The following is a 24894-nucleotide window of genomic DNA, read 5'->3' on the forward strand; positions in this document are numbered from 1 at the left end:
ACATATATAATAATTAGGTCTGGTCTGGTCTGGTCTGGTCTGGTCTGGTCTGGTCTGGTCTGGTCTGGTCTGGTCTGTATTTAACATTTTATTTCTAAAATGATCACGCAATTTTTTTATTGGTATCCACCAAGCTAATTTATTTATATTATCTTTATATTTTAATATTTGAGAATTATTATTTAATTTATCATTTAAAGTATTAATATTACTTTTTAGTATATTGCATTTATAATTTAACATATGTATTATATTTTCTTTTATAGTTATATCATCATGAAATTTAATAGAAGGTTGTTTTATATAATCAAAATTATTTTCTTGCTTCTCAATTCCAAACTTTTTTAGCCAACTAATAAAATTATCATACAATTTGTTATATTCTATATTCATAGGTCCAAGATCAATATAATCATATAACCATTTAGCATCTATTAAAGGTCTTTTAAGAATATGTGGCATATAAGGAATTTTAAATAATTCACACATTTCAGCAGCTCTAGAATCTGGGTTAATAACTATCGATGGTATCCCTGAATTTAGTGCTACTATAGCTCCATGCATTCTCCAACCTAAATACATAGTAAAATTATTTAAATAATTTTCCCAATCTTCCATACTAGAAAATGAAACATATCTTTTATTAGATAATGCAATATAATCTATATCATAGTGAAAACTATAACTTAATTGATGATTTTTAAAATATAATAATTCAATAATAGGTAATTCATCTTGCAATATATAAGATATATTTTCTATATTTGTATTAAATAACCTTCCCCCTAATGCCAATTTAAAATCATCATAATTCTTTTTTTCAACTATCCTATTCCTACCTCTTACATAATAACTTGGACATCCAACAGCCTCTACATTATTAATACCTAACTTATTTAAAACTTCTACAGTACGATATCCTCTTACTCCAATTGCATTTGTTAAATTAGAAAGCTCTTTGAGAAAATATATTTTTTCTCTACTTAATCTTGATATAAAATTATTATCATATTCACCATTAACATAATTATTTGAACCTAAACTAATAGTTATTATTGGTTTATTGATTTTTTTTAAAAAATCTAATAAATACATAGGAAATTCCAAAGCATAAGCTCTGATATGATCTTGTAAAATAAATATTACATGAGTACACTCATTATTAATATAATCAATATCACTTTCATTATTATAATCATAATCATAAATATTATTTATTCTTTTAGCATCATATACTCCTCCACATACTAATTTCATAAAAGCATAAGTAATATATGAATTACCAATATTATGATATACTGCTTTTCTAAAAGCTTCAATATTTCTTATATCATCATTATTAATAACAAGATTTGCATTAATAAAAAATGGATTAAAAATTTTATTCATAAATTTAAATATCTCCTATTTAACCATATTATTATTTATATTATTTATTTCAAGCTCAATTTTGGATATTCTATCATTAATATTTTAAAGTCAATATTTTCCTGTTGCTTATTAATTAAAATATTATTAACTAAAAGTTTTTTCATAGTTTCAGATGAATGTTTTTCCCATAACTCAATATAATCATATATAAAAAATTATGCTGCAATATCGTATTGCGACATATCTTGTAATTTATTATTAATTATTATAATATTACTAGCATCATATATGTACCCTCTACATATTAAGGTCTGGTCTGGTCTGGTCTGGTCTGGTCTGGTCTGGTCTGGTCTGTATTTAACATTTTATTTCTAAAGTTATCACGCCATTTTCTTATAGGTATCCACCAAGCTAATTTATTAATATTATATTTTATTTTATTTAAATCATTTTCTAATTTAGTTGTTAAATCATTTTTTTCTAACACAGAATTATATAAGTAGAAAATATTATCAAGAGGTTCTATTTCTATTTTTTTCCTATATTCATCTATACTTTTATTCAAATCCTCATGATATTTAACCCATTCAGGAGCTCCAAAAGTAGAAGTATAATCTATAGGTGTCATATTTAAATGTTTTTCAACTAATACCCAAAGTTTAGCAGCAAAGTCAACTGTTTCATCAGATACCCTTTTATCATCATATGGAAAATCAGGACATATCATAATATTATTAGGTTTTAATGCCATCATAGTTATTAAAAAACTCCATAAACTATCATCATTCCTATTTTCTTCACATATCACGTATTTTAACCATAAACCATGTGTTCCGCTATTTCTATATTTGATTAAATTAGATATTATTTTAGAAAAAGTATCGTTTCCTCTTAATTTTTTATATATAGAAGCAACTCCTGTATCTACCGAAGTTGTTAAAATAATTTTATCCTGTTTTAAAGCATTAAATATACTTTGACTAAATTTAACACAATTAGAATAAACTACTACCTGTCCAAAATTTATGTCAATTAAATAATCAAGAATTTCATCAAAATTTTTTAGCATAGCAGGTTCACCACCGCTAAAATCAACCCAATTCCCGCCTCTAATTTTTCCCTTTTCTTTAAAAATATCAAAATAATGCAGTATTTCATATTCTGGTTTAACAAAAAAATTATTTTTTGTCCATAAACAGTATTTACATCTTTGATTACATTCTGTATAATGTTGTATATTAAATCCTGCTGGTAATTTTTGTCCACCTAAATAATCAAAACAAACATCTTCAAATTTTTTTTCTATTAAATTAGAACAAAATTTACAGTTATCAGAACTATGATCATTCTCATCATTAATAGAATAAAATAATTCCTTTCTTTTTTCTACTATAAATTCATAATTTAATTTACCAGATTTTATATCTTCAGAACTTATTAATTTAGGAGATCTTTGTGTTCCATGTACACAGCAATATATACCATCTGTTGAAAAACAAGATCCCATTTCTAAATAAGGGCAACTTTTTACTATATCTCCTGGCTGAAACTCTTTTAACATAATAAAACTCCTTTTAATTTATATAATAAAATTACACATAACTATACATGCATTATATAGTGTGATGTGTGTTAGATTTTGTTATAGGTTCATTTTCTTTGATATCTTCAACTGCAATCAATTTATCAATATCAGTATCAGAAGTTATTTGCTTTTCAGTATATTTATTAATAATATAATATACATCTAATTTAGAAGATTTTTTTATATCTTTACTAGCGTATGCATATAATTGCGGAATTTTATAATATTTTGGTTTTAAATTAATTTTAATTGTTATGTTAAAAAACAATAACCAAATTTTCAATCTATTTATATTTTTATCTATTAAAAATCCTAATAAAGATGTATTTATATTATAAAATACTATTCTCAATATAGAAAAATAAGTATATGAATTATATACATTTTCATATATCAATGGTGATATTGATATATGAGAATGGTTTGTAATCAATACATTGTATAAAAAATTAAATATTTTCTTGTTCTTATTTTTTATACCAGATTCTTTCAAAAATTTTTTTATTTTTTTTATTTTTTCTTTAGTATATTTATATAAATGAAAAGTTTTAAATATTCTATCTCTTATAAAAGCATCAGCTATTTTTATTGGTATATAATCCTGAAAAAAATCAGCATATTGCGGATATAAATTGGAATAAAGAGAAACAATATTATCAATGAATTTTAATGTACTATTACAATCATTGTATAATGAATTAATATTTGAAGTTTCTCTAACTCCATTATGCAATACATAACATCCTACAAATTCTTTCAAAAAATATATATCCCCAAAAGCAGAAAATGAAAATCTTATAGCAAGATCACCACTTTCTTTAAATGAATGAAAAAAATTATTTTTATCTAAAAAATCTTTTCTTATTAAAAAAAATAAGGAAATAATTTCTGGATAATAGTGCGGTAATGTTACTGTGGATTGTCTAAATAAATAATCAATACCTCTAACTAGTCTTTCTCCTAAATATGGTATTGTTATATATCTATTATATTCTTCAAAATACATTTGTACATGTCCAGTTACTAACATTACATTTGGATATTTATCAAAAATTTCTACAGCATTTTTTATAAAAGTTTGACTTATAAGATAATCATCATCACAAAGAAAATACATGTATTTTCCTTTAGCTACCTCCTTATAAGCCATATATCCATTATCAAGAGGCCCAATATTTATTTTTCTTTTTATATAAATAATATTTTCATTATTTTTTATATATTCTTGCATTAATAAATCTGTACCATCAGTAGAAGCATTATCAGCTACTATGATTTCAATATTTTCGTAATCTTGTTCTAACACACTATCTAAAGCTACTTTTAACATATCTTTTCTATTATATGTAGGTATAACAATAGATACTAATGGCTTATCAGAATGAGAATTATACATATTTTTTTCTCCTTACATTAAGGTTAAATCCAAAAATAAATAATCTAATTATAGTATAATCTATCTCTATCCCAAATATAATAAATTTAAATGGTATAAAAAGACTTAATGAACCAAATATAGCAGATTTTATTCTAGGATATTTTTTTATTATATCTTTTGATTTTATTATTTTAAATGCTTTTTTTTTGCCAATAACTTTACAAAGCTGTGCTGTATGCCAAATTAGAATATTAGAAAATATTTTTTCAATTTTAATATCTATTTCATTTGCATAATTAGGATATAATTTTTTAGCTTCAATTTTTAAATCGATTATTAATTCATTCATATAATCGATATTTGACATTGTATCCATGTTATATTTATCTTGACCTAAATTATGTTCAACATAACAACCTATAATTTCATTAGATAAAAAGTAAACATCTCCATACAAAAACAAATACAACCACAACCAAGTATCGGCAGAAGGCAATGCTTTTTCAAATACTCTTGTTTTATCAGCAGCAGATTTTCTAAACATAGCAAAAAATGATGTTATATTATCATATCCATCATGATTTGCATAATTTAAAAGATAATCAATACCTTTTATATATTCTTTAGAATTATATATATCTATAAAAATATTATCATTTTTCTCATTAAAACATTTTACAACTCCTCTAACAATAACAATATTTTCATTTTCTTCCATTACATTAACAGCATTTTCAAAAAAAGTATTGCTTAAAAAGTAGTCATCATCACATAAAACAATGGCATATTTACCTTTTAAATGATTATATGCTTCAGAACCATTATATAAAGGACCTGTATTTTTTTCTCTTTTATTATAGATAATCCTTTTATCATTTTTTAATAATTCTTGCATAACTTCAAAAGTACCATCAGTTGAGGCATTGTCTGTAACATATATTTCTATGTTTTTATATGTTTGATTCAATACACTGTTTATAGCTCTTTTTAATAATTCTTTTCTATTATAAGTGGGTATTAATACCGAAACTAATGGATATTTATTCATTTTTGACTCCAACAGATAAATTCCATTTTATTGTTCTTTTTATTGCATCATCTAAAGTATAATTTTCTTTTACTTTTAATTCTTCAATAATTTTAGAATTATTTGGTACATATTTAGGAGTAGGGTAGTTATAGTTAGGTTTAGTCAATACTTCTATATTTCCATCATAATTATTAATAGAATTAGAAACTTTTCTTGCTAAATCATATATGGATATTTCATAAGAAGAACCAACATTATATATACTTTTATCATTAGAATTCAATAACATTGTGAAAAGCCATATTATTAAATCAGCAGTATATAAATAACTCCTTAAAGGTCTTCCATCACCTTTTATTATTATATTATTATTTTTAATAACATCACTAATAAAATTACCAATAGCAAAATGTATATTTAAATTTAAATATGGACCTACAAAAGCAAAACATCTAGCAATGCTAACATTAATATTTGATTCTAAAAATAATTCTTCAGATACTTTTTTAGCTTTGCCATAAAATGTAGTGGGATTACCATAATATGTTTCTTGAAATGACTTTATTGATTCATATTGTTCACCATAAATAGCTCCAGAACTAGTAAACAGTAATTTTTTTACACTCATATTATTAGCTATTTTTATAATATTTTTAGTACCATCTAATATTATAGAATACATTTCTAGTGGATTCTCTTTTTCTAATTTTTCTGAAGCTGGCGTTGCTGCATGTATTATATAATCGTATTCTTTATCACAATTAAAATTTCTAATGTCTCCATTTATGAAACTAATGAAGTCAGTATTATATATAGGATTATCAAGCAAAAAACTATACTTATCTCTAGTTAATATAGTAACATTAAAATTATAATATTTTCTAATATGCAATAAGAAATTTAGTATGGACTTTCCAAATAATCCAGTACCTCCAGTAATTAAAATATTTGAATTGTCTAATTTACTTAAATCTGTTAAAGTTCTTAATTGATTAAAAACAAATTCTACATCTTCTAATATTATATTATTGAACATTATTATCCTTTTATTTTTATAAATAATTTTACGATAATTACAATAAATGTTATGCTACTTCCTTAAAGTAATAATCAAATATTTGCTCTGCTCTGCTCTGCTCTGCTCTGCTCTGCTCTGCTCTGCTCTGCTCTGCTCTGCTCTGCTCTGCTATTTTCCCTATAAAATTTTTATTACTTAATAATTCATTTTTTATCTGTTCAGAATATAGAATAGATGCTATTATTATATTAGCATCATTGTATTTTTCAATAATATTTGTAGGAAATATCTCTATATCATTATTATTAATATCTTTAACTTTTTTAGATACATAAGAATTATTCTTTTCTATTATACCATCTATCTTAATATTAGAAAAATAATTTTTAGTAGATAATAATCTTCTTAAATTAGCACCAAGCCCCCAACAAAAAGTTTGTTTGTCCTCATCTATATTGTCTATATTGATAAAATCTATTTTTTTACTATTATCAATATAGTCTTTCATCATAAGAATAGATGTAATATCTTTATTTATTCTTTTTTTTATATTATTTTTTTTATTACTAAATATTCCATATAGTATATATGAATTAATATTAGAAAAGTTATTAAAATATTCTATTCCTTTTTGTATCAAGGTCATATCTTCGAAAAGATATTCTAAAGTAGTAATAGAGAAATGATTAATATGTTCTAAATCAAAATAATAAAATGATGCTAAATTATTTCTAAGATATGAAGTTCCGTCTGGTACATCTATAAATAATATACCATCTTCTTTTAAGATATTTTTAATAATATATTTAATAGTTTTAAGATCATATATATGTTCTAATACCTGACTTAATATAACAACATTAAATTGTTTATTAACTTTATCTATAATGTCAAATATACTAGAGTTATATCCTTCTATATTATAATTTTTTAAATTATCTATAGCCTCTTGTGAAGGTTCTATACCATATAAATTATTATAACCTCGTTCTTGAAATATTCTTAATAATCCGCCTTTAGCACAACCAATGTCAACAATGCTACTATCTTTATTAATGATTTTTTCTATCTTATCTATTATACCATTATATCTTTTTCTATCTAAATCAGATAATCCACCAGCTCCAATAGTAAAATTATTGGAGTATTTAGAGGTAGAAATATAATATTTATCATAATCTTTTTGAGTCCATTCAGTATTATTAAATATAAATCCACAATTTTCACAAGCAACTATATTATAGTGTTCTGGTATATATTCCCCATCATATTTTGCAAAATTTATATCATAGAGATTTTCGCCTTTTTCACAATTACATATAGGACAAATTCTTTCTAATTTCATATTTACACACCCTTTTTATATTAAACTATATAATATATTTTACGAATATATTATAAATATTATGCTGCTTCTTTGCAGTAATTATTAAATATTAGCTCTGCTCTGCTCTGCTCTGCTCTGCTCTGCTCTGCTCTGCTCTGCTCTGCTCTGCTCTGCTCTGCTCTGCTCTGCTCTTGTGAATAGCATAAAGAACTGTTTCAAAACAATGTGAATAATGAAGTCTAATATAAAAATCATAATCTTCAAAATTATCATTAATCCAAAGAGGTATATTATAAATATCATCAGGCAAATGGTATAACGATATAGCTAAATTAGGTTTATGATTTTTGATAGTTTCTTTTAATCCTTTTAAAGCATTTAATTCAAAGCCTTCTATATCCATTTTTATATAATCTGGTACAAATCCTGATACTGCATAATCTATAGCTAAAACAGTAATACTATCATTTCCTGTTGTAGAAAAAGATGCACTATCTAATAATCCTGAATTAAAATTAAGTTTATCAATTTTATCAGAGATACCAATAGGGAATAAATAAAATTCAGAAATACTATTTTTTAATTGTTTCATATTTTTAGCTAAAATTTTATAATTATCAATATCAGGTTCAAAAGCCAGAATTTTATTGAAAATAACACCACCTTCCATCATATTTATTATAGTATCTCCAATAAAAGCTCCCAAATCAATAAAATTAATATTATTTTTATTTATATAGATATCATCAGGGAAATATTGTGTAGTAAGATATTCAGGTTCTGTTAATACTTTATAACTTTCACCTAATCTATGTTTTATCTGAGAATCAAATATAATTTTGCTTTTTTTATCAGAAAATACTTCTCTACATTTATTTATTTTTTCCATATCTTTTTCAAAAAATTTTGGAGGAGCTAACCAATAATAATTAGCTTTAGAAAAATATTCATAATACTTTTGAAACATTTCTTCAAAAGTTATAATATTATTAAAATTATATTTTTCAAGCAGAGAAACAATATCATATATACTGCATTCTTTTGGATATGAAAATATTCCTATAATAATAGTAGTTATATTATATTTTTTAGATTCTTCTAAAGAAACAATATCAATATTTTCAATTTTAGTTCCATTTTTATTTTTATCTATAAAACAAACAATTTCTTTTCCTATTTTTGATACAACTGAATATAATTCTTTCCCTATTCCTCCTGCACCATATATAGCAATATTACCTTTTAATTTCATAAATTATCCTTTGTAAATATTTTCATCTAATTCTTCTTTAGAAAGTAGGGGAGTCATATCTTCCAATGAGCGACTTACCATTTTACCATTAGGAAGTTTTTCAGATGAAATTTTTGGTAAAAATAAATAATCTTTTTCTAAAATTACATTACAAAATACAGGACCATTAATATTTAAAATTTCATCTAGTACATTATTAATATTTTCTTTTTTATCTATGCAATAATATTTTAAATTAAATGCTCTAGCAATAAACTCCCAATTAGGAAAAGATACACCGGAATTAAAATCACAACCTGTTCTTCTTTTAAAGAAATTATCCTGTGTTTGTCTAATAGAAGCATACTCATTATTATTATATAGAAACAATTTAATATTCAAGTTGTAATGAGAAATAGTCTGAAGTTCTTGAATATTCATCATTAAACTTCCATCACCTTCTAAACAAATAACATCTTTGTCTTTAGAAGCAACTGCTGCACCAATGGAAGCAGGCAAACCAAATCCCATAGCTGCACATCCAGAATTACAAAACATTCTATTATTTTCTCTAACTATTCCAACTTGAAATAGTGCTAGGCTAGGGGTAGCATTTGTACAAGTTACTATAGCATCATTGGATAGTTTATTAGTTAATTCATAAGTAAAATAATATGGATTTACATCATTAGAAATAGTATATTCATTCAAAAGTTTAGAGTATTTATTTTTTATATTTAAAGCCCATTCTCTCCATTTTGTATGCTGTTTTATATTAATATTTTCTAATGACTCATTTAAAGTTTTAATAAATAAATTTACATCATTATTAATTTTTAAAGTATAATTTATAGTAGGTTTATTAAGTTCAGAATTATCTATATCTACACCTATAATATGCTTAGCATTTTTTGCAAAATTTTCATAATTATAGCTAATTTGTCTTATATTATTTCTTGAAGCTAAAGATAATACAACATCAGCATTTTGTAGGATAATATTTCCATATCTATTTCCAATTGTTCCTATACGACCTACATAATTTTTATTATCTGTAGGAATTATATCAAATCCATTAAAAGTTGATAATACAGGAATGTCTAATTTATCTATTAATTTATAAAATTCATTTATAGAGTTAGAAAGTCTTATTCCATGACCTGCTATAATAACAGGAGATTTTGCATTCTGCAATATATTTATAACTTCATCAATTTGATCTTTTATGATTGGTTTATTGATAGTTTCTGATTTATATTCTTCTAAATTATTTTCATCAATTTCTGAAGACTGAACATCCAAAGGTATATCCAACCAAACAGGACCTTTTCTTCCGGATTTTGCTATATGTATAGCTTTCTGTATTTCATACTTAATTTTTAATGGATCTTTAACCATTACAGCATATTTAGTAACAGGCTTAACTATATCTATAATATTTATTTCCTGATCGCCAAGCTGCCTTAAATTAAGTTCTCTACAAGATTCTATTGTAGTTTCAAATTTTACTTGTCCTGAAATATATAATACAGGAACAGAATCTAAATATTCACCAATAACACCTGTTAACGTATTTGTTCCTCCAGGTCCAGTAGTAACATTAACAACTGATAGATTTCCATTAATTCTACTATAACCATCAGCAGCTATTGCACAAGCCTGTTCATGATGGCAACATATAACATTAATATTTTTATTGTTTCCAACTGAATCATTAAGATGCATAGCTCCGCCACCGGAAACCATAAATACATCTTTTATATTATACTCTTCATTTAGAAATTTAAATATAAAATCAGAAAGCTTCATAACAAATCCTATAAAACAGCTGCTGTGCTTTTATTATATTTAATTAAATTTTGTATAAGCATAGTTTTTAATCTAGTCTGTTCATAACCAGGATTATAATTATATTTTCTTAAGAAATGTTCAGTAGATAAATTACCATCATGCCATTTTCCGCCAAGTCCCATCATAGTAATATCGGTATATTTACAACCATAATGCAAAGCCACTTCCAAAAGCATTTCAGCAGTACCATTTTTATCATGTAAATGCATACCAGCCTCAACACCTTCTTCTCTACAAGCTTCCAAAGTATTTCTAACATATTCAGGTGTAAAAATACTTTCTGTATCAGCAAAATAAATTACAGATATTTCATGCTGTTTAGCAAATTTAGCAAACTCTCTATTTTTTTCTATAGTATTATGACCAGAACTTGTAAAATTAATAAATACTTCATATCCTAAATCTTTAATTTCTTTTACATGCTTTTCTAAAACAGTAAAGTCAGTTTCACTAGATCTTGTAAGTATTCTAACTGTGTCTATAACGGTTTCTTTTTTTGGAAGCAAATCACTTAAAGGTCTTTGAATATCCCTCATAGCAGAAAGTTTAACTGTATTTTTTGTAATTGAAAAAATGTTTTTTATTTCTTCATTATCTAAACTGCAATAGCGAAAATGTCCTCTATTAGGATCTGCTTCTTTATTATGAAAAAATCCTAATTCCAAATAATCAATACCGGCAGATTGTGCAAATTTATAATAATCTCTGCAAAAATCTTCATCAAAAAACCAACCTGTTTGATAACCAGCTTCTCTAAATGTACAATCAAATACTGTGATATTTCCTATCATTATTTTCCTCCCAAATTCGATATAAAATCTCCAATAGTAAGTTCAACATAATCAATCATGGAATCATCAATTCCAGGATAAACCCCAATCCAAAAAGTATTATTCATAATAAAATCAGAATTTATTAAATCACCTATTACTCTATAATTTCTTCCTATCATATAAGGTTGTTTAACAATATTGCCGGCAAATAATAGTCTAGTTCCTATTTTATTTTCATTTAAATATTTTACTAAATCATTTCTACTAAAAGGTGCATCAGGTTTTACACTTATAAGAAAACCAAACCAAGAAGGATCACTATTTTCTTGGGCTTTAGGTAGAATTAAATACTTACTAAATTTTTCTAGTTTACTGCTTATTTTTTTGAAATTATCTTTTCTTTTTTCTATAAAACTATTTATTTTTCTAAGCTGAGCGACACCGCATGCTGCCTGCATATCTGTGATTTTTAAGTTATAACCTAAATGTGAATATGTATATTTATGATCATAACCTTCAGGTAAATCACCTAATTTTTGTGAAAACCTTTGTTTACAAGTATCATCACATCCTGGAGCACACCAACAATCACGTCCCCAATCTCTAATACTTTCCATAGCTTTTTTTAAAATAGGGTTGTTTGTAAGTACTGCTCCGCCTTCACCCATAGTTATATGATGAGCTGGATAAAAACTTAATGTTGCAATGTCTCCAAATGTTCCAACTTTTTGATTATTATAAGTACTTCCTAAAGCATCGCAGCAATCTTCTATGAACCACAAATTATACTTATCACAAAATTCCTTTACTCTTTGTATATTAAATGGATTTCCTAAAGTATGTGCTAAAATAACAGCTTTGGTTTTTTCACTTTTAGCTTTTTCTAATTCTTCAACATTTACATTATATGTTTCTAATTCAACATCAACAAATACAGGAATTAAATTATTTTGCATTATTGGATTAACAGTAGTCGGAAAACCAGCAGCTACTGTTATAACTTCATCACCAGGCTTCAATGCTCTTTCTTTAAGTAAATGGCTAGTTAAACTACTAATTGCTATCAGATTAGCAGAAGAGCCTGAATTACAAGTAAGACAATATTTTAATCCAAAAAACTCTCTTAATTCCTTTTCAAATTCATCATTATATCTATAAGTAGTGAGATGAAAATCTAAAGCACTATCAACTAATGTAGCAATATCATCTTCATCAAACACTCTGCCAGAAACAGGTACAGAACTTACACCTTTAATAAATTCTTTTTTAGCATATTCATTTCTAGCATACTCTTTTACTAAATTTAATATTTCATTTCTATCCATATTTTATTAACCTTCAATATATTCTTTTATTTGCTTGCTAGCAATAGTATTCAAATCATTATTGTTTAAATATTCTTTGTACCAAATAGCAGTTTGTCTTATTGCTTCCTCTGTATTAAATTTCTCATTCCATCCCAATTCTTTTCTAGCAAGAGAAGAATCCAATCTCAACATATTCATTTCTTTTTTATTTGTATCTTGTATATTTATTTTATAACTTCCTTTTCCAATATTATCTATGAAACATTTTGTTATATATTCAACAGTAAATTTATTTCCTTCATCTATAGGAGCAAAATTATAACTATCAGATATATTATTTTTATTAATTATATTATAAGCAAGCAATAAATATCCATATAAGACATCTAATACATGCTGCCATGGTCTTACACTATTTGGATTTCTTAATTCTACAGGAATATTTTTTTCTATAGATCTTACTATATCAGGAATTATTCTATTATCAGCAAAGTCTCCTCCGCCTATAACATTACCAGCTCTTGCACTTACGATTGATATGTTATTAAAAAATGACTTCCTGTAACTTTTTATAGCTATCTCAGAACATGCTTTAGAAGCAGAGTAGGGATCATGACCACCCAAAGAATCATTTTCTCTATATCCCCAAACCCATTCTTTGTTGTCATAAACCTTATCTGTTGTAATCATAACAGCACATTCTAAATTATTTAATTCTCTCATAGACTCCATCAAATTAATAGTACCAATCACATTAGTTTCAAATGTATATACTGGATTATTATAACTATCTATCACTAATGGCTGTGCTGCTAAATGAAAAATTATATCGGGATTAATATTTAAAACTGTCTTTTTTATCTTATCTAAATCTCTAATATCTAATATATAAGAGTTTAATTGTTTATCCAAATTCAACAAATTATACAAAGATAAATCATTAGCTTTCAATGATATTCCGCTTACATCGGCACCTATCTCTAATAACAATTTTGATAGCCAACTTCCTTTAAATCCTGTATGACCAGTAATTAAAATATTTTTATTTTTGAATACTTCAAATATTTTTTTTATTTCCAAAGTTTCCATGGAGCATTACCTTTATTCCACATTTCTTCCAATATAGATTTATCTCTTTGAGTATCCATACATTGCCAAAAACCATCATGTTTAAATGCCATAAGCTCATTATTACTTGATAACTTTCTTAAAGGCTCCTGTTCAAATACTGTATTATCATCACCTAAATAATCAAAAACATCATTATTCAATATAAAAAAACCACCGCTTATATAAGCATTATCACCTCTAGGTTTTTCTATAAAGCTAGATACATGGTTATTATTTTCTATTTTTAATGCCCCAAATCTAGCTGGAGGATACACAGCTCCTATAGTGGCTATTTTTTTATGCTTCTTATGGAATTCAATCTCATCATTTATATTAATATTTGATACTCCATCACCATAGGTGAAACAAAAACTAGCTTCATCTTTTAAATATGGGTAAGCTCTTTTCAATCTTCCGCCTGTCATAGTATTTTCTCCAGTATCCACTAGTTCTATAACCCAATTTTCTTCTTCAAAAGAGTTATTACTGTCTTTTTTAATAGAAGATGAACTATTATTTTTAAAATCTATTTTCATATCATATAAATGTCTTCTATAATTATCAAAAAATTCTTTAATCATATAACCTTTATAGCCCAACAGTATTACAAAATCATTAATACCAAAATGGGAATAATATTTCATTATATGCCATATAATTGGTCTACCACCTATTTCAACTAGAGGTTTTGGTCTTATTGTTGTTTCTTCTCCCAATCTTGTACCAAGACCTCCAGCTAATATAACTGTTTTCATTTAGAACCCCATATTTATTATCATAATTATAATTATTGGAAAATAGTATATTTATTATCTTTTTTATGATATAAAATAATAAACGAAAATATATTAGAATATGCGTATTTTAGATAAATAAATAGATTGTTTTGTTCTTGACATTTTATTTTTATAAGTTATAATAAATTAATTAGTGAAATTTTAATATTAAATTCCACTAATTATAATTATGATAATTTTAGGTACATATGAATAAAATAAATTATTATTTTTCTGTGATTATACCTGTATATAATACAGAAAAATATTTAAAAAGATGTATAAATAGTATTATCAATCAGACATTTCCTGATTTTGAAATTATAATAATTGATGATTGTTCTAATGGAAATTGTAAAGAAATTACTGATTCATATAAAGATGAAAGAATAATATATATAAAACATGAAAAAAATAGGGGGACTCTATCAGCTAGAAAAACAGGAAGTATAAATTCAAACGGTCAATATATTACATATATAGATCCTGATGATGAATTGGAGTTAAATGCATTAGAAAAAGTATACAATACTTTAAAAGATAATAATTATGATGTGATTCAATTTAGTGTAAAATCTATATCACTAAATCAAAATAAAAAAGAAAGATTAAAAGAAGAAAAAAGAGTTTCTTGGTATCTTTCTACTAAAAGAAGCGATATAGATAATAATTACTTATTAAATGAAGTTTTAAATGAAAATATATCACATAATATATGGGCTAAATTTTTTAAATCTTCTATAGTAAAAAAGGCTATTACATATATACCTGATAGTCATATAATATTTTCTGAAGATATGCTTCAATGTTTGATATTTTTTTATTTTGTTAAATCATATAAAGCTATTGGTGATGAGCTATATATATATCATTGTGATTTAAGTTATAGTAATAAGAATGTAGAATCTCTTACAAAAGATAGATTTAATAAAATGTGTATGGATTCTAAAAATTCATTAAATGAGTTCCACAATTTTTTAATAAAAATGAATGATGATATTTTATATCAATATGATTATATAAAATTAGCATATAATCAATATAAATTCTTGTTGTGTAAAATAAATAATGATGATACTGAATATAAATCAATATTAGATAAATATTTTGATAATGATTTTTTAAAGGAATACAACAAATATAAATATCATTATAATTATTATTTAAAAACAGAAGAAAAATTAAAAAATATAAATAATAAACTATTACCTTATTTCTTTTCTATAATAATAGATGGATTTTATACAAGCATTAGAATATTTGGGATTAACATAAACATTAAAAATAATAAAAATTATAGTACTCCTATAGTTATAACTTTTAGTAACATATTAAGAGTTTTATTTTCTATACAATTTTCTAAACAAAATACAAAAATAAATCTTTTAGGATTTAATTTTGTAATTGAAAAACGGGGATAATATTGTGATAAAACCTAATCCATTAATATCAATAATAATACCTGTTTATAATGGTGAGAATTATATAAAAGATGCTATAAATAGTGCCTTTAATCAAACTTATAAAAATATAGAAATAATAGTAGTTGATGACGGTTCTAAAGATAATACAGCAAATATTATCAAAGGTTTTGAAAATAAAGTAAAATATATTTATAAAAATAATGGTGGGGTAGCTAGTGCATTGAATTGTGGTATAAAATCATCAAAAGGAGATTACATATCTTGGTTGTCCCATGATGATGTTTATTATCCTAATAAAATAGAAGAAGAAGTAAATGAATTAAAAAATGTAGATGAAAAGACTGTAATATATTCTGGTTTTGAATTTGTTAATGAAAAATTAGAATTAATAACTGTATTTGAAAATTCAAGTAAAACAGAATATAGAAGATTAAACAATAATTTTTATTCTATATTATTATCTGATATAGGCGGATGCACATTACTAATACCAAAAGAAGTATTTAATAATGTTGGTTTTTTCGATGAAAAACTCTTATGTGTGCAAGATTATGATTTTTGGTTTAGGATGTTTAGATATGGATATAAAGTAAAATATATACCTAAAGTTTTATTGCAATATAGAATGCATGGAAAGCAGGATAGTAATTCAAAGAAAGATTTTCTAAGAAATGAAGGAAATGAAGTATGGATCAATATGTTAAAAAATATAAATGATAATGAATATCAAGGTATATTTTTTAACAAATACAATGTTTTAAGTAAAATAAAAAACAGAATGCTAAATTCATTATATGATAAGCTTATAAAGTTTATAGATAATGAACTAGAAATTTATAAAGAAAATAATAGGCAGTATTATTCTAAAAATAATAAAATTTCTATTTTGATTAATATTTATAATAAAAATTATGATAATATTGATTTTATTATTAATTCTATTATAGAACAAAATTATGATGATATAGAAATAATATTTATAACAAATCATAAGTTGAATATTGATTTTAATATAGACTATAAAATTTTTAATCCTGAAAAAGATAATAATATCATAGATATAATAAATGGAAATTTTATACAATTTATAAATAATAATGAAATTTTACTAAAAAACAAATTACATTCACAAATAAATGAATTTATAGAAGATCCATCTATAGATATATCATATTCAAATTTTTATTACTTTGATAAAGATAATAAAAAGACATATCCACAATTAGAGTCCTTAAGTTTTAATGAAGATAAACAATTTGAGGATATGCTATATCTTTGGAACAATCCAATATATATACCATTATGTAGTATGCTTATAAAAAGAAAATTATTAGACAAAATAAATATGATATATAACAATGATTACTATATAGTTATGCAATTATCTTTTTATGGAAAAATGAAATTAATAAATCAATATTTTTTTTATTCTATTAATAATATAAAAACTACAAATTATTACAATCAAATAGAAAATGAAATTAATAATAATAAATTAATATTAAATAGATTTAAAGACTATATATTACTAGATGATTTTTATTTATATAGAAGCAAATTTTTAAAAGATTATTCACTAAAAAATACTGACAAAAAAAAGTGCATACCATTCAAAATAGATTCTAATATAAGTTATTTATATATATATATATTTAATATAAAAATAGTTCTGAAAAGAAGTAAAAAACTTCTTTATAGAATATTTCTCTTCTTATATCTTTTACTAAATAAAAATAGGAAAAACAAATGAAAGTAATGACTATACTTGGTACTAGACCTGAAATAATAAAACTTACTCAGGTTATAAAAGAATTAGATAAATACACAGATCATATATTAGTTCATACAGGACAGAATTTTGATTATGAACTTAATGAAGTATTTTTTAATGATTTAGAATTAAGAAAACCAGATTATTTCTTAAATGTTGCTGACTCCACATTATCAAAAACGATAGGAAACATTATAGCAAATTCTGATGAAGTTATGGAAAAAGAAAAACCTGATGCATTACTTTTATATGGGGATACCAATTCATGTCTTTCTATAATACCAGCAAAAAGAAGGAAAATACCTGTATTTCATATGGAAGCTGGTAATAGATGTTTTGATGAAAGAGTACCTGAAGAAATTAATAGAAAGATTGTGGATCATTTAGCAGATATTAATTTAGTAATTACTGAACAGGCTAGACATTATTTACAAAGAGAGGGTATAGCCTCTGAAAGAATTATTAAAATTGGTTCTTCTATGAAAGAAATATTTGAACTTTATAAAGATAAAATTAATAATTCAAATATATTAAATAAATTATCATTAGAAAAAAATAAATATTTTGTAGTTAGCTCACATAGAGAAGAAGTTGTTGATATAGAATCTAATTTAAAATCTTTAATTGAATCTTTGAATGCTTTATCTGAAAAATATAATTACAAGATAATATTTTCAACTCATCCTAGAACCAGAAGACTTTTAGATAAATTAGGAAATATTCAAGTTCATAATAATATCATTTTTTCAAAACCATTTGGATTCTTTGATTATATAGCATTACAAAAAAATTCTTTCTGCACTCTTTCAGATAGCGGCACTATAACAGAAGAAAGTTCTTTATTAAAATTTCCTGCTGTAACTATAAGAAATGCTCATGAAAGACCTGAAGGTAATGATGAAGGTACATTAATAATGTGCGGATACAAAAAAGATAGAGTGTTAAAAGCTGTTGAGGTTGTAACAGAACAATATAAAAATAATATTATACCTAAAACTGTAGAAGATTATGATGTTGATAATTTATCTATGAAAGTCGTTAGAATAATACTTGGATATACAGAATACATTAATGAAAATATTTGGAGGAAAATATGAAATGGATTAACAAAGGGCATGAATTTGATGCAATAGGTAATATTTTCAAGCAAAATAAAGATTTATTATTTTTAGGTGATATAGATAAAGCAAACAGAATGAAAAAACATCTAAGTTTTTTAAATGCTAATATAGATATAATTGCTAATCCATCTTCTAATGATCTATATAATATTGATTTAATTGGAAAAACTATATTAATTTTTGGTAATTATCCTTATATAGAAGAATATTTAATTTCAAAATTTTTAAGAAAAAATATAAATTATTTTATTATAAATGAGTTAGGTGATCATATTTTAATTAATTATGGAGATGATTTTCTTACTAAATATATCTCCATATTTGCCTTATACGCTTATGATAAAGTGTATATGCCAAGTAATAATATAGTTATAACAACTGTATGCAATTTAAATTGTGAATCATGTCTTAATTATAATCCATACAATAAAAAAACAAAACATAGAGATTTTGAAGAATTAAAAAAAGATATAGATTTATATTTTAAGTATGTAGATATGGTTGGATTACTATGTATAACAGGAGGAGAAACAAGTTTATACCCATATTTAGCAGAATTAATAAAATATATAAATGATAATTATAGAGATAAAATAAATGATTTTGTTATGCCAACAAACAATATAAAAAGTCTCAATAATGATTTATGCAAAACTTTTAAAGAAAGTGATATGATTATTCAAATAGACAATTATTTAGAACAGGTTCCTCAGCATAAAAATATATTTTATGAGAATATAAATAAATTAAGAGAATATGATGTTAATGTTGAAATGATTGATGCTGGTATTAAATGGTCTTGGTTTGAAACATATCCACCTGATTATGATTATTCACTATTAAATGAAGAAGAACAAAGAAAGAGATTTGATTATTGCGGATGTATTTACTCTCAAATAAAAAATGGAAGAATTTATGTTTGTGCTTATCATAGTTTTGCAGAAACAGCCGGAATAGTAGGGGAAGATAAAAATGCATATTTTGATTTATCTGGAGAGGTTAATAAAAAGGAATTAATAGAGTTTAGATTAAAATACAATAATGTAGGTTATGTAGAATTTTGTAAATACTGCAATGGTGCTCCTCCGTTAAATAATAAAACTTTAGAATTTGCTGCAAAACAAGCTAAGGGAATATTAGAATGGGATAAGACATTTAAGGAAATAGATTATGTTCCTGTAGATATAAAAAAAATTGATAATAAAATTGATGTATTAGAGAAATATATTAAATACATTGATGCTCACAATAGATTAAATAACATAGAAAAATATATGAATGATAGCTTTGATAATATTAATGCGGCAATAAAAGAAAATTTCAAATATATTGATAATACCAATAATAGATTAAATAATTTATTTAATTTTATATCACGCTTTATACCTACTCGTAAACTAAAAAATAAATTTAAAGATGAATTTTACAAATAAAGTGAATAATTTATGAAAATAAATAATTTTTTTAATTTTTCTGAATCTGATTCAGAAATCATTTTTATTTTATTAGGATTTCGTATAATAATAAAAAAAAATAAAGAAAACATTATTTTATATATTATTAATTTATTTTTATTTAATAAATTAAAAAATAAATTAAAAAAAATTAATAATGATAAAACTATATTAATTATTGAAGCTAATTATTATCATGGTGAAACATTAGTAAGTTATGCTAAATATCTTTTAGATATTGGTTACAATATTCAATTTATTTTGAATAAAAATTTAGAAAAAGAAAATCCTTTTTGCAGATTTAATAGTAATAATGTATATATAAATTATATATATATGAGTAAGCCATTTTTAAAAATGTTTCTAAATAATAACTTTTTATCAAATTATAAATTAATATTTATAAGTACTGATTGGGTTTATATAGATCATGATCCATTCATAATACATAAAAATATACCTCATACTATAAAAAATAAAACAATTATTATTGAACATGATGCTAAAAATTTTGCTAAAGAAAATGAGGAAAATATTATAAAAGAAAATAGACTTTTTACTTTATTACCAAGAAGTTATAAAGAATATACAACTAAAATGATAAATCCAAATTATTTTGGAGAAATAAAAAAAACAAATAATTTAAATAAAAATACTATTGTTTTTATAGCAGTAGGAGTAATACATAAAGGGTATAAAGGACATTATGTTTTGGAAGATACAATAAAAAAACTTTTAGAATGTAATATTAGAAATTTTAGAATAGATATTGTTGGTTATGGTGATTTTGAAATAGATGATTCTATAAAAGATTATATTTGTTTTAAAGGACGTTTAGGATTTGAAGAGTTATATTCTTCTATAGAACAATCACAATATTTATTATTTTTACTTGATCCCAATAATGAAGAACATAATAGGTATTTAAATGAAAATGTATCCGGTGCTTTACAGTTAAGTTTAGGATTTTCAATAATACCATTAATAGATGAAAAATTTTCTGACACTTTTGGATTAAATAAAAATAATTCTATCATATATAAAAATAATGATTTGTTTTCTGCTATGGTAAAAGCTATTAATATGGACCAAAATAGTTATATATCATTACAAAATGAACTTACATCATTACAAATGAAATATAGAGAAGAATCTATTAACAATATAAAAAATTATTTACAATATTTGGAGTAGTTTATGAACAATGATTTAATATCTATAATAATTCCAACCTATAATGGAGAAAAATATATATCTGAAACTATAGATTCAATATTAAATCAAACTTATAAAAATTGGGAATTAATTATAATAGATGATGGATCTACAGATTCTACTAATAATATAGTTAATAAATATATTGAAAAAGATTCAAGAATTTCATATTACAAAAACGAAAAAAATATGAAACAAGCTTATTCTTTAAATAGGGGATTTTCTCTATCTAAGGGTAATTATTTGACTTGGACAGCTGATGATAATATTCTACTTCCAAACTGTCTTGAAATATTAATTACTTTTTTATTGAATAATAATTGTGATTTATGTTATGGAAATATGCTTAATTTTTATACAGATAAATCTTTAAATCATAGCAACTTTCATAAATTTGTAATAGACACTAAAAAATACGGCAAATTGGCTAATTTAATATCTTGTACTGTAGGCGGAGCTTTTTTGTACAAAAGAAGTATTTTTAATGAAATTGGTGAATATACATTAGATAGTGATTTTCACTTAGTTATAGATTATGATTATTGGATTCGTATCAATAAAAATCATATAATTTTACCTATAGATACAAATGATATAATATACCATTATCGTATTCATGATAATCAATTAACAAGTAAATATTTTTCTGAACTACTTTATCAAAATATCTTACTAATAATAAAATATTTGCCAGATTATGAATTAACTATATACAATATAGAATTTGTATTCAACAGAATATTTGAATTATGTTCTGTAATAAAAGATAGATATGAATCAAATATAGATATTGATGTTTATAAAAAACTTATTAATTATATACATCATAATATGTTTCAAGTTTTAAAAGATAAAATCAAATTAGAATCAAAATATATAAGTGACTATGTATTAGTAAAATTTTGTGTAAAATTAAATAATTTATTTTCAGATAAAAATATTGAAAAAGATTTATATGATTTACTATCTATTTCTAAATTTTCATGTCTTCAAATAGGTGATAGAGATTTAGTAGGAAATAAATTTAATGGACATAATTTGCATATATATCTAAGAGAACTAGGAATAGATGCCAATCATATAGTTAATATAAAAGAATCAGATGATGAAAATACTTATGTATATAATACAAATGTCAATAATTTTACAGAATCATTAATAAAAAATAATTTGTTTTTATCATCAGATTTATTACATTTACATCTAATACATAATACAGAATTTGATATAAAATATTTGCCATTAATTACAAAATTAAAACCAACTGTTATAACATTACATGATCCGTATTTTCTTAGCGGACATTGTGTTTATCAATTTGATTGTCAAAAATGGAAAAAATCTTGCTATGATTGTCAGCATTTAGATATACCATTTGCTATAAAAAATGATGACACAGCATTACAATTTGAAATAAAAAGAAAATATATCCAAGCTTCTAATATATCAGTTATTGTAGCATCAAAATGGATGGAAGATAAATTAAAAGAATCTCCTATATGGAAAGATAAAAAAATATATAGAATTCCATATGGTATTAATCAAGATATATTTAAGCCTAGAGATATTAATGAAGCTAAAAGAGAATTAGAAATACCTGAAAATTCAATCACATTGATGTTTAGGGCAGATGGATATATATATAAAGGAATGGACATTATAGAAGAAGCTTTATTAAATATAAATACCAATAAAACAATAGTTTTAATAACTGTTGGTACATCAGAAACAGCAATAAAAAAATTAAAAAATAAATACAAAATATTATCATATGAATGGATAAAAGATGATTACCTTCTAGCTAAATTATATCAAGCATGTGATATATTTTTGATGCCTTCAAGACAGGAAGCTTTTGGAGCTATGGCAGCAGAGGCTATGAGTTGTGAAAAGATGGTTTTATCAATTAGCGGTACATCTTTACCAGAAGTTATTAATTCTCCTGAATGCGGTATTGCTTGTGAAGAAAAAGAATATACTGAAAAATTACAATATTTAATAGATAATTTGGATGAAGTAAAAGAGAGAGGTAAAAAATCATTAGATTTTGCTATAAAAAATTACAATCATATGATTTATTCTTATAGAATATTAGATATTTATAAAAATATGATTGAAGATTATAAATTAGATGAAAACTATAAAATTATATTAGAACAATTAAAAAAATATAATAATTCAAATATTCTAACTACTAACAATAATATAACTACTAGCAATTATAAAAATAATAATTTTGGAATATTTATTCAAAATAATGATAAATATTTAACAATAAATATATTTGGAATAAAAATTACAATTAAGAAGAAGGCAAAATGAAAAAGATTTTAATATTAGGCGGAACTGGAATGCTTGGCAATACCGTTGCTAGGCATTTCATTAACAACAAAAATTATAATGTTCATTTTACATATAGGAATGAAAAAGTAGCTTTTGATAATTTTGATAAAAATAAAGGTATCAAATTTGACTCCCTTACTGATGATATAAATAATTTAAATAAAGATTTTGATTATGTTATAAATTGTATTGGTATTATAAAACCATTTATGTTTAATAATATGCGAGATTCTATATTTATAAACTCTATATTTCCATGGAATGCTGCTAATTGGTGTAAAGAAAATAATATTAAATTTATTCATATAACTACAGACTGTGTATTTGACGGACTTAAAGGTAAATATAATGAAATCGATGGACATAATGCCTTAGATGAATATGGAAAATCAAAATCTTTAGGTGAACCTAGAGGTAAATGTATGATATTACGTACAAGTATCATAGGTGAGGAAATACATAAAAATGCTAGTTTAATTTCTTGGGCTAAATCACAAAAGGGAAAGTCTGTAAACGGATTTTTAAATCATTTTTGGAATGGTATTACAACAAAACAATATGCCATAATTTGTGAACAAATAATAGAAAATAATCTATATGAAGAAGATTTATTTCATATACATTCTAAAAATATAGTAAGCAAATATCAAATGTTAGAATATTTTAATGAGAAATATGATTTAAATCTAAAAATAAAACCATATATAACTAATCCTATATGTGATAGAAGTTTATCATCTATTAAGGAATTATGTAGTAAATTAAATATACCTACAGTAAAAGAACAAATAAATAATTTGGAGTAATTA

19 protein-coding genes are annotated in these 24894 nt (G+C 23.5%); 7 read left to right on the forward strand and 12 right to left on the reverse strand.

Translation table 11 applies throughout. The features are described from left to right. From Q0K19_RS09930 to rfbF, 12 genes are all read right to left on the reverse strand, one after another. On the reverse strand, positions 1 to 1389 hold a 1389-nt coding region (locus Q0K19_RS09930; protein WP_297247629.1), incomplete at its 3' end, for a polysaccharide pyruvyl transferase family protein. Between the two features lie 286 nt (positions 1390 to 1675). Then, positions 1676 to 2932 carry a radical SAM protein gene (locus tag Q0K19_RS09935; protein WP_297247630.1) on the reverse strand — a complete coding sequence of 419 codons (1257 nt, stop codon included), beginning with the start codon at positions 2930 to 2932 and terminating at the stop codon, positions 1676 to 1678. A 52-nt stretch (positions 2933 to 2984) separates the two neighbouring features. Then, on the reverse strand, positions 2985 to 4352 hold the full coding sequence (locus tag Q0K19_RS09940; protein WP_297247631.1) for a glycosyltransferase family 2 protein: 1368 nt from the start codon (positions 4350 to 4352) through the stop codon (positions 2985 to 2987). Then, complete coding sequence (locus tag Q0K19_RS09945; RefSeq protein WP_297247632.1) at positions 4345 to 5382, reverse strand: glycosyltransferase family 2 protein; 1038 nt, start codon at positions 5380 to 5382, stop codon at positions 4345 to 4347. Before Q0K19_RS09945 ends, Q0K19_RS09940 begins: the two co-directional genes overlap by 8 nt. After that, complete coding sequence (locus tag Q0K19_RS09950; protein ID WP_297247633.1) at positions 5375 to 6400, reverse strand: NAD(P)-dependent oxidoreductase; 1026 nt, start codon at positions 6398 to 6400, stop codon at positions 5375 to 5377. Before Q0K19_RS09950 ends, Q0K19_RS09945 begins: the two co-directional genes overlap by 8 nt. A 49-nt stretch (positions 6401 to 6449) precedes the next feature. Further along, positions 6450 to 7727 carry a class I SAM-dependent methyltransferase gene (locus Q0K19_RS09955; RefSeq protein WP_297247634.1) on the reverse strand — a complete coding sequence of 426 codons (1278 nt, stop codon included), beginning with the start codon at positions 7725 to 7727 and terminating at the stop codon, positions 6450 to 6452. 91 nt (positions 7728 to 7818) lie between these two features. Beyond that, on the reverse strand, positions 7819 to 8961 hold the full coding sequence (locus Q0K19_RS09960) for an FkbM family methyltransferase (protein WP_297247635.1): 1143 nt from the start codon (positions 8959 to 8961) through the stop codon (positions 7819 to 7821). Between the two features lie 3 nt (positions 8962 to 8964). Further along, the gene (locus Q0K19_RS09965; protein ID WP_297247636.1) at positions 8965 to 10749 is read right to left on the reverse strand and encodes a thiamine pyrophosphate-binding protein; all 1785 of its coding nucleotides are present in this window, start codon (positions 10747 to 10749) and stop codon (positions 8965 to 8967) included. An 8-nt stretch (positions 10750 to 10757) separates the two neighbouring features. After that, positions 10758 to 11582 carry a pyruvate carboxyltransferase gene (locus Q0K19_RS09970; protein WP_297247637.1) on the reverse strand — a complete coding sequence of 275 codons (825 nt, stop codon included), beginning with the start codon at positions 11580 to 11582 and terminating at the stop codon, positions 10758 to 10760. After that, positions 11582 to 12889 (reverse strand): lipopolysaccharide biosynthesis protein RfbH, encoded by a 1308-nt coding sequence (gene rfbH / locus Q0K19_RS09975; protein WP_297247638.1) that lies wholly within the window; start codon positions 12887 to 12889, stop codon positions 11582 to 11584. The genes Q0K19_RS09970 and rfbH overlap by 1 nt, the downstream gene beginning before the upstream one ends. A 6-nt stretch (positions 12890 to 12895) precedes the next feature. Further along, entirely contained in the window at positions 12896 to 13960 is a 1065-nt protein-coding gene (rfbG, locus tag Q0K19_RS09980; RefSeq protein WP_297247639.1) for a CDP-glucose 4,6-dehydratase, read from the reverse strand. Continuing rightward, the gene (gene rfbF, locus Q0K19_RS09985; protein WP_297247640.1) at positions 13942 to 14736 is read right to left on the reverse strand and encodes a glucose-1-phosphate cytidylyltransferase; all 795 of its coding nucleotides are present in this window, start codon (positions 14734 to 14736) and stop codon (positions 13942 to 13944) included. The genes rfbG and rfbF overlap by 19 nt, the downstream gene beginning before the upstream one ends. Before the next feature lie 230 nt (positions 14737 to 14966). Here rfbF and Q0K19_RS09990 point away from each other — a divergent pair, with 230 nt between their 5' ends. From Q0K19_RS09990 to Q0K19_RS10020, 7 genes are read left to right on the forward strand one after another with little or no spacing between them, the layout of a single operon-like run. Then, positions 14967 to 16178, forward strand: coding sequence for a glycosyltransferase family 2 protein (locus Q0K19_RS09990; protein WP_297247641.1), 1212 nt, complete (start codon positions 14967 to 14969; stop codon positions 16176 to 16178). A gap of 4 nt (positions 16179 to 16182) precedes the next feature. Then, positions 16183 to 17931: a glycosyltransferase gene (locus tag Q0K19_RS09995; RefSeq protein ID WP_297247642.1), complete on the forward strand. Its 1749-nt coding sequence runs from the start codon at positions 16183 to 16185 to the stop codon at positions 17929 to 17931. Beyond that, positions 17928 to 19049 carry a non-hydrolyzing UDP-N-acetylglucosamine 2-epimerase gene (gene wecB / locus Q0K19_RS10000; RefSeq protein ID WP_297247643.1) on the forward strand — a complete coding sequence of 374 codons (1122 nt, stop codon included), beginning with the start codon at positions 17928 to 17930 and terminating at the stop codon, positions 19047 to 19049. Before Q0K19_RS09995 ends, wecB begins: the two co-directional genes overlap by 4 nt. Continuing rightward, positions 19046 to 20506, forward strand: coding sequence for a radical SAM protein (locus Q0K19_RS10005; protein ID WP_297247644.1), 1461 nt, complete (start codon positions 19046 to 19048; stop codon positions 20504 to 20506). Before wecB ends, Q0K19_RS10005 begins: the two co-directional genes overlap by 4 nt. A 12-nt stretch (positions 20507 to 20518) precedes the next feature. Continuing rightward, positions 20519 to 21721, forward strand: coding sequence for a hypothetical protein (locus Q0K19_RS10010; RefSeq protein WP_297247645.1), 1203 nt, complete (start codon positions 20519 to 20521; stop codon positions 21719 to 21721). Positions 21722 to 21724: 3 nt separating this feature from the next. Then, the gene (locus Q0K19_RS10015; protein WP_297247646.1) at positions 21725 to 24064 is read left to right on the forward strand and encodes a glycosyltransferase; all 2340 of its coding nucleotides are present in this window, start codon (positions 21725 to 21727) and stop codon (positions 24062 to 24064) included. Next, positions 24061 to 24891: a sugar nucleotide-binding protein gene (locus Q0K19_RS10020; protein WP_137997733.1), complete on the forward strand. Its 831-nt coding sequence runs from the start codon at positions 24061 to 24063 to the stop codon at positions 24889 to 24891. The genes Q0K19_RS10015 and Q0K19_RS10020 overlap by 4 nt, the downstream gene beginning before the upstream one ends. Positions 24892 to 24894 lie beyond the last annotated feature (3 nt).

The sequence above is a fragment of the uncultured Brachyspira sp. genome (genome assembly GCF_944393015.1).
Classification (GTDB): Bacteria; Spirochaetota; Brachyspiria; order Brachyspirales; family Brachyspiraceae; genus Brachyspira.

What these genes read in the sequence shown, in the direction of transcription:
- Q0K19_RS09935 (WP_297247630.1), bottom strand. Translation starts at nt 2,932, where the DNA reads ATGTTAAAAGAGTTTCAGCCAGGAGATATAGTAAAAAGTTGCCCTTAT.
- Q0K19_RS09940 (WP_297247631.1), bottom strand. Translation starts at nt 4,352, where the DNA reads ATGTATAATTCTCATTCTGATAAGCCATTAGTATCTATTGTTATACCT.
- Q0K19_RS09945 (WP_297247632.1), bottom strand. Translation starts at nt 5,382, where the DNA reads ATGAATAAATATCCATTAGTTTCGGTATTAATACCCACTTATAATAGA.
- Q0K19_RS09950 (WP_297247633.1), bottom strand. Translation starts at nt 6,400, where the DNA reads ATGTTCAATAATATAATATTAGAAGATGTAGAATTTGTTTTTAATCAA.
- Q0K19_RS09955 (WP_297247634.1), bottom strand. Translation starts at nt 7,727, where the DNA reads ATGAAATTAGAAAGAATTTGTCCTATATGTAATTGTGAAAAAGGCGAA.
- Q0K19_RS09960 (WP_297247635.1), bottom strand. Translation starts at nt 8,961, where the DNA reads ATGAAATTAAAAGGTAATATTGCTATATATGGTGCAGGAGGAATAGGG.
- Q0K19_RS09965 (WP_297247636.1), bottom strand. Translation starts at nt 10,749, where the DNA reads ATGAAGCTTTCTGATTTTATATTTAAATTTCTAAATGAAGAGTATAAT.
- Q0K19_RS09970 (WP_297247637.1), bottom strand. Translation starts at nt 11,582, where the DNA reads ATGATAGGAAATATCACAGTATTTGATTGTACATTTAGAGAAGCTGGT.
- rfbH (WP_297247638.1), bottom strand. Translation starts at nt 12,889, where the DNA reads ATGGATAGAAATGAAATATTAAATTTAGTAAAAGAGTATGCTAGAAAT.
- rfbG (WP_297247639.1), bottom strand. Translation starts at nt 13,960, where the DNA reads ATGGAAACTTTGGAAATAAAAAAAATATTTGAAGTATTCAAAAATAAA.
- rfbF (WP_297247640.1), bottom strand. Translation starts at nt 14,736, where the DNA reads ATGAAAACAGTTATATTAGCTGGAGGTCTTGGTACAAGATTGGGAGAA.
- Q0K19_RS09990 (WP_297247641.1), top strand. Translation starts at nt 14,967, where the DNA reads ATGAATAAAATAAATTATTATTTTTCTGTGATTATACCTGTATATAAT.
- wecB (WP_297247643.1), top strand. Translation starts at nt 17,928, where the DNA reads ATGAAAGTAATGACTATACTTGGTACTAGACCTGAAATAATAAAACTT.
- Q0K19_RS10005 (WP_297247644.1), top strand. Translation starts at nt 19,046, where the DNA reads ATGAAATGGATTAACAAAGGGCATGAATTTGATGCAATAGGTAATATT.
- Q0K19_RS10010 (WP_297247645.1), top strand. Translation starts at nt 20,519, where the DNA reads ATGAAAATAAATAATTTTTTTAATTTTTCTGAATCTGATTCAGAAATC.
- Q0K19_RS10015 (WP_297247646.1), top strand. Translation starts at nt 21,725, where the DNA reads ATGAACAATGATTTAATATCTATAATAATTCCAACCTATAATGGAGAA.
- Q0K19_RS10020 (WP_137997733.1), top strand. Translation starts at nt 24,061, where the DNA reads ATGAAAAAGATTTTAATATTAGGCGGAACTGGAATGCTTGGCAATACC.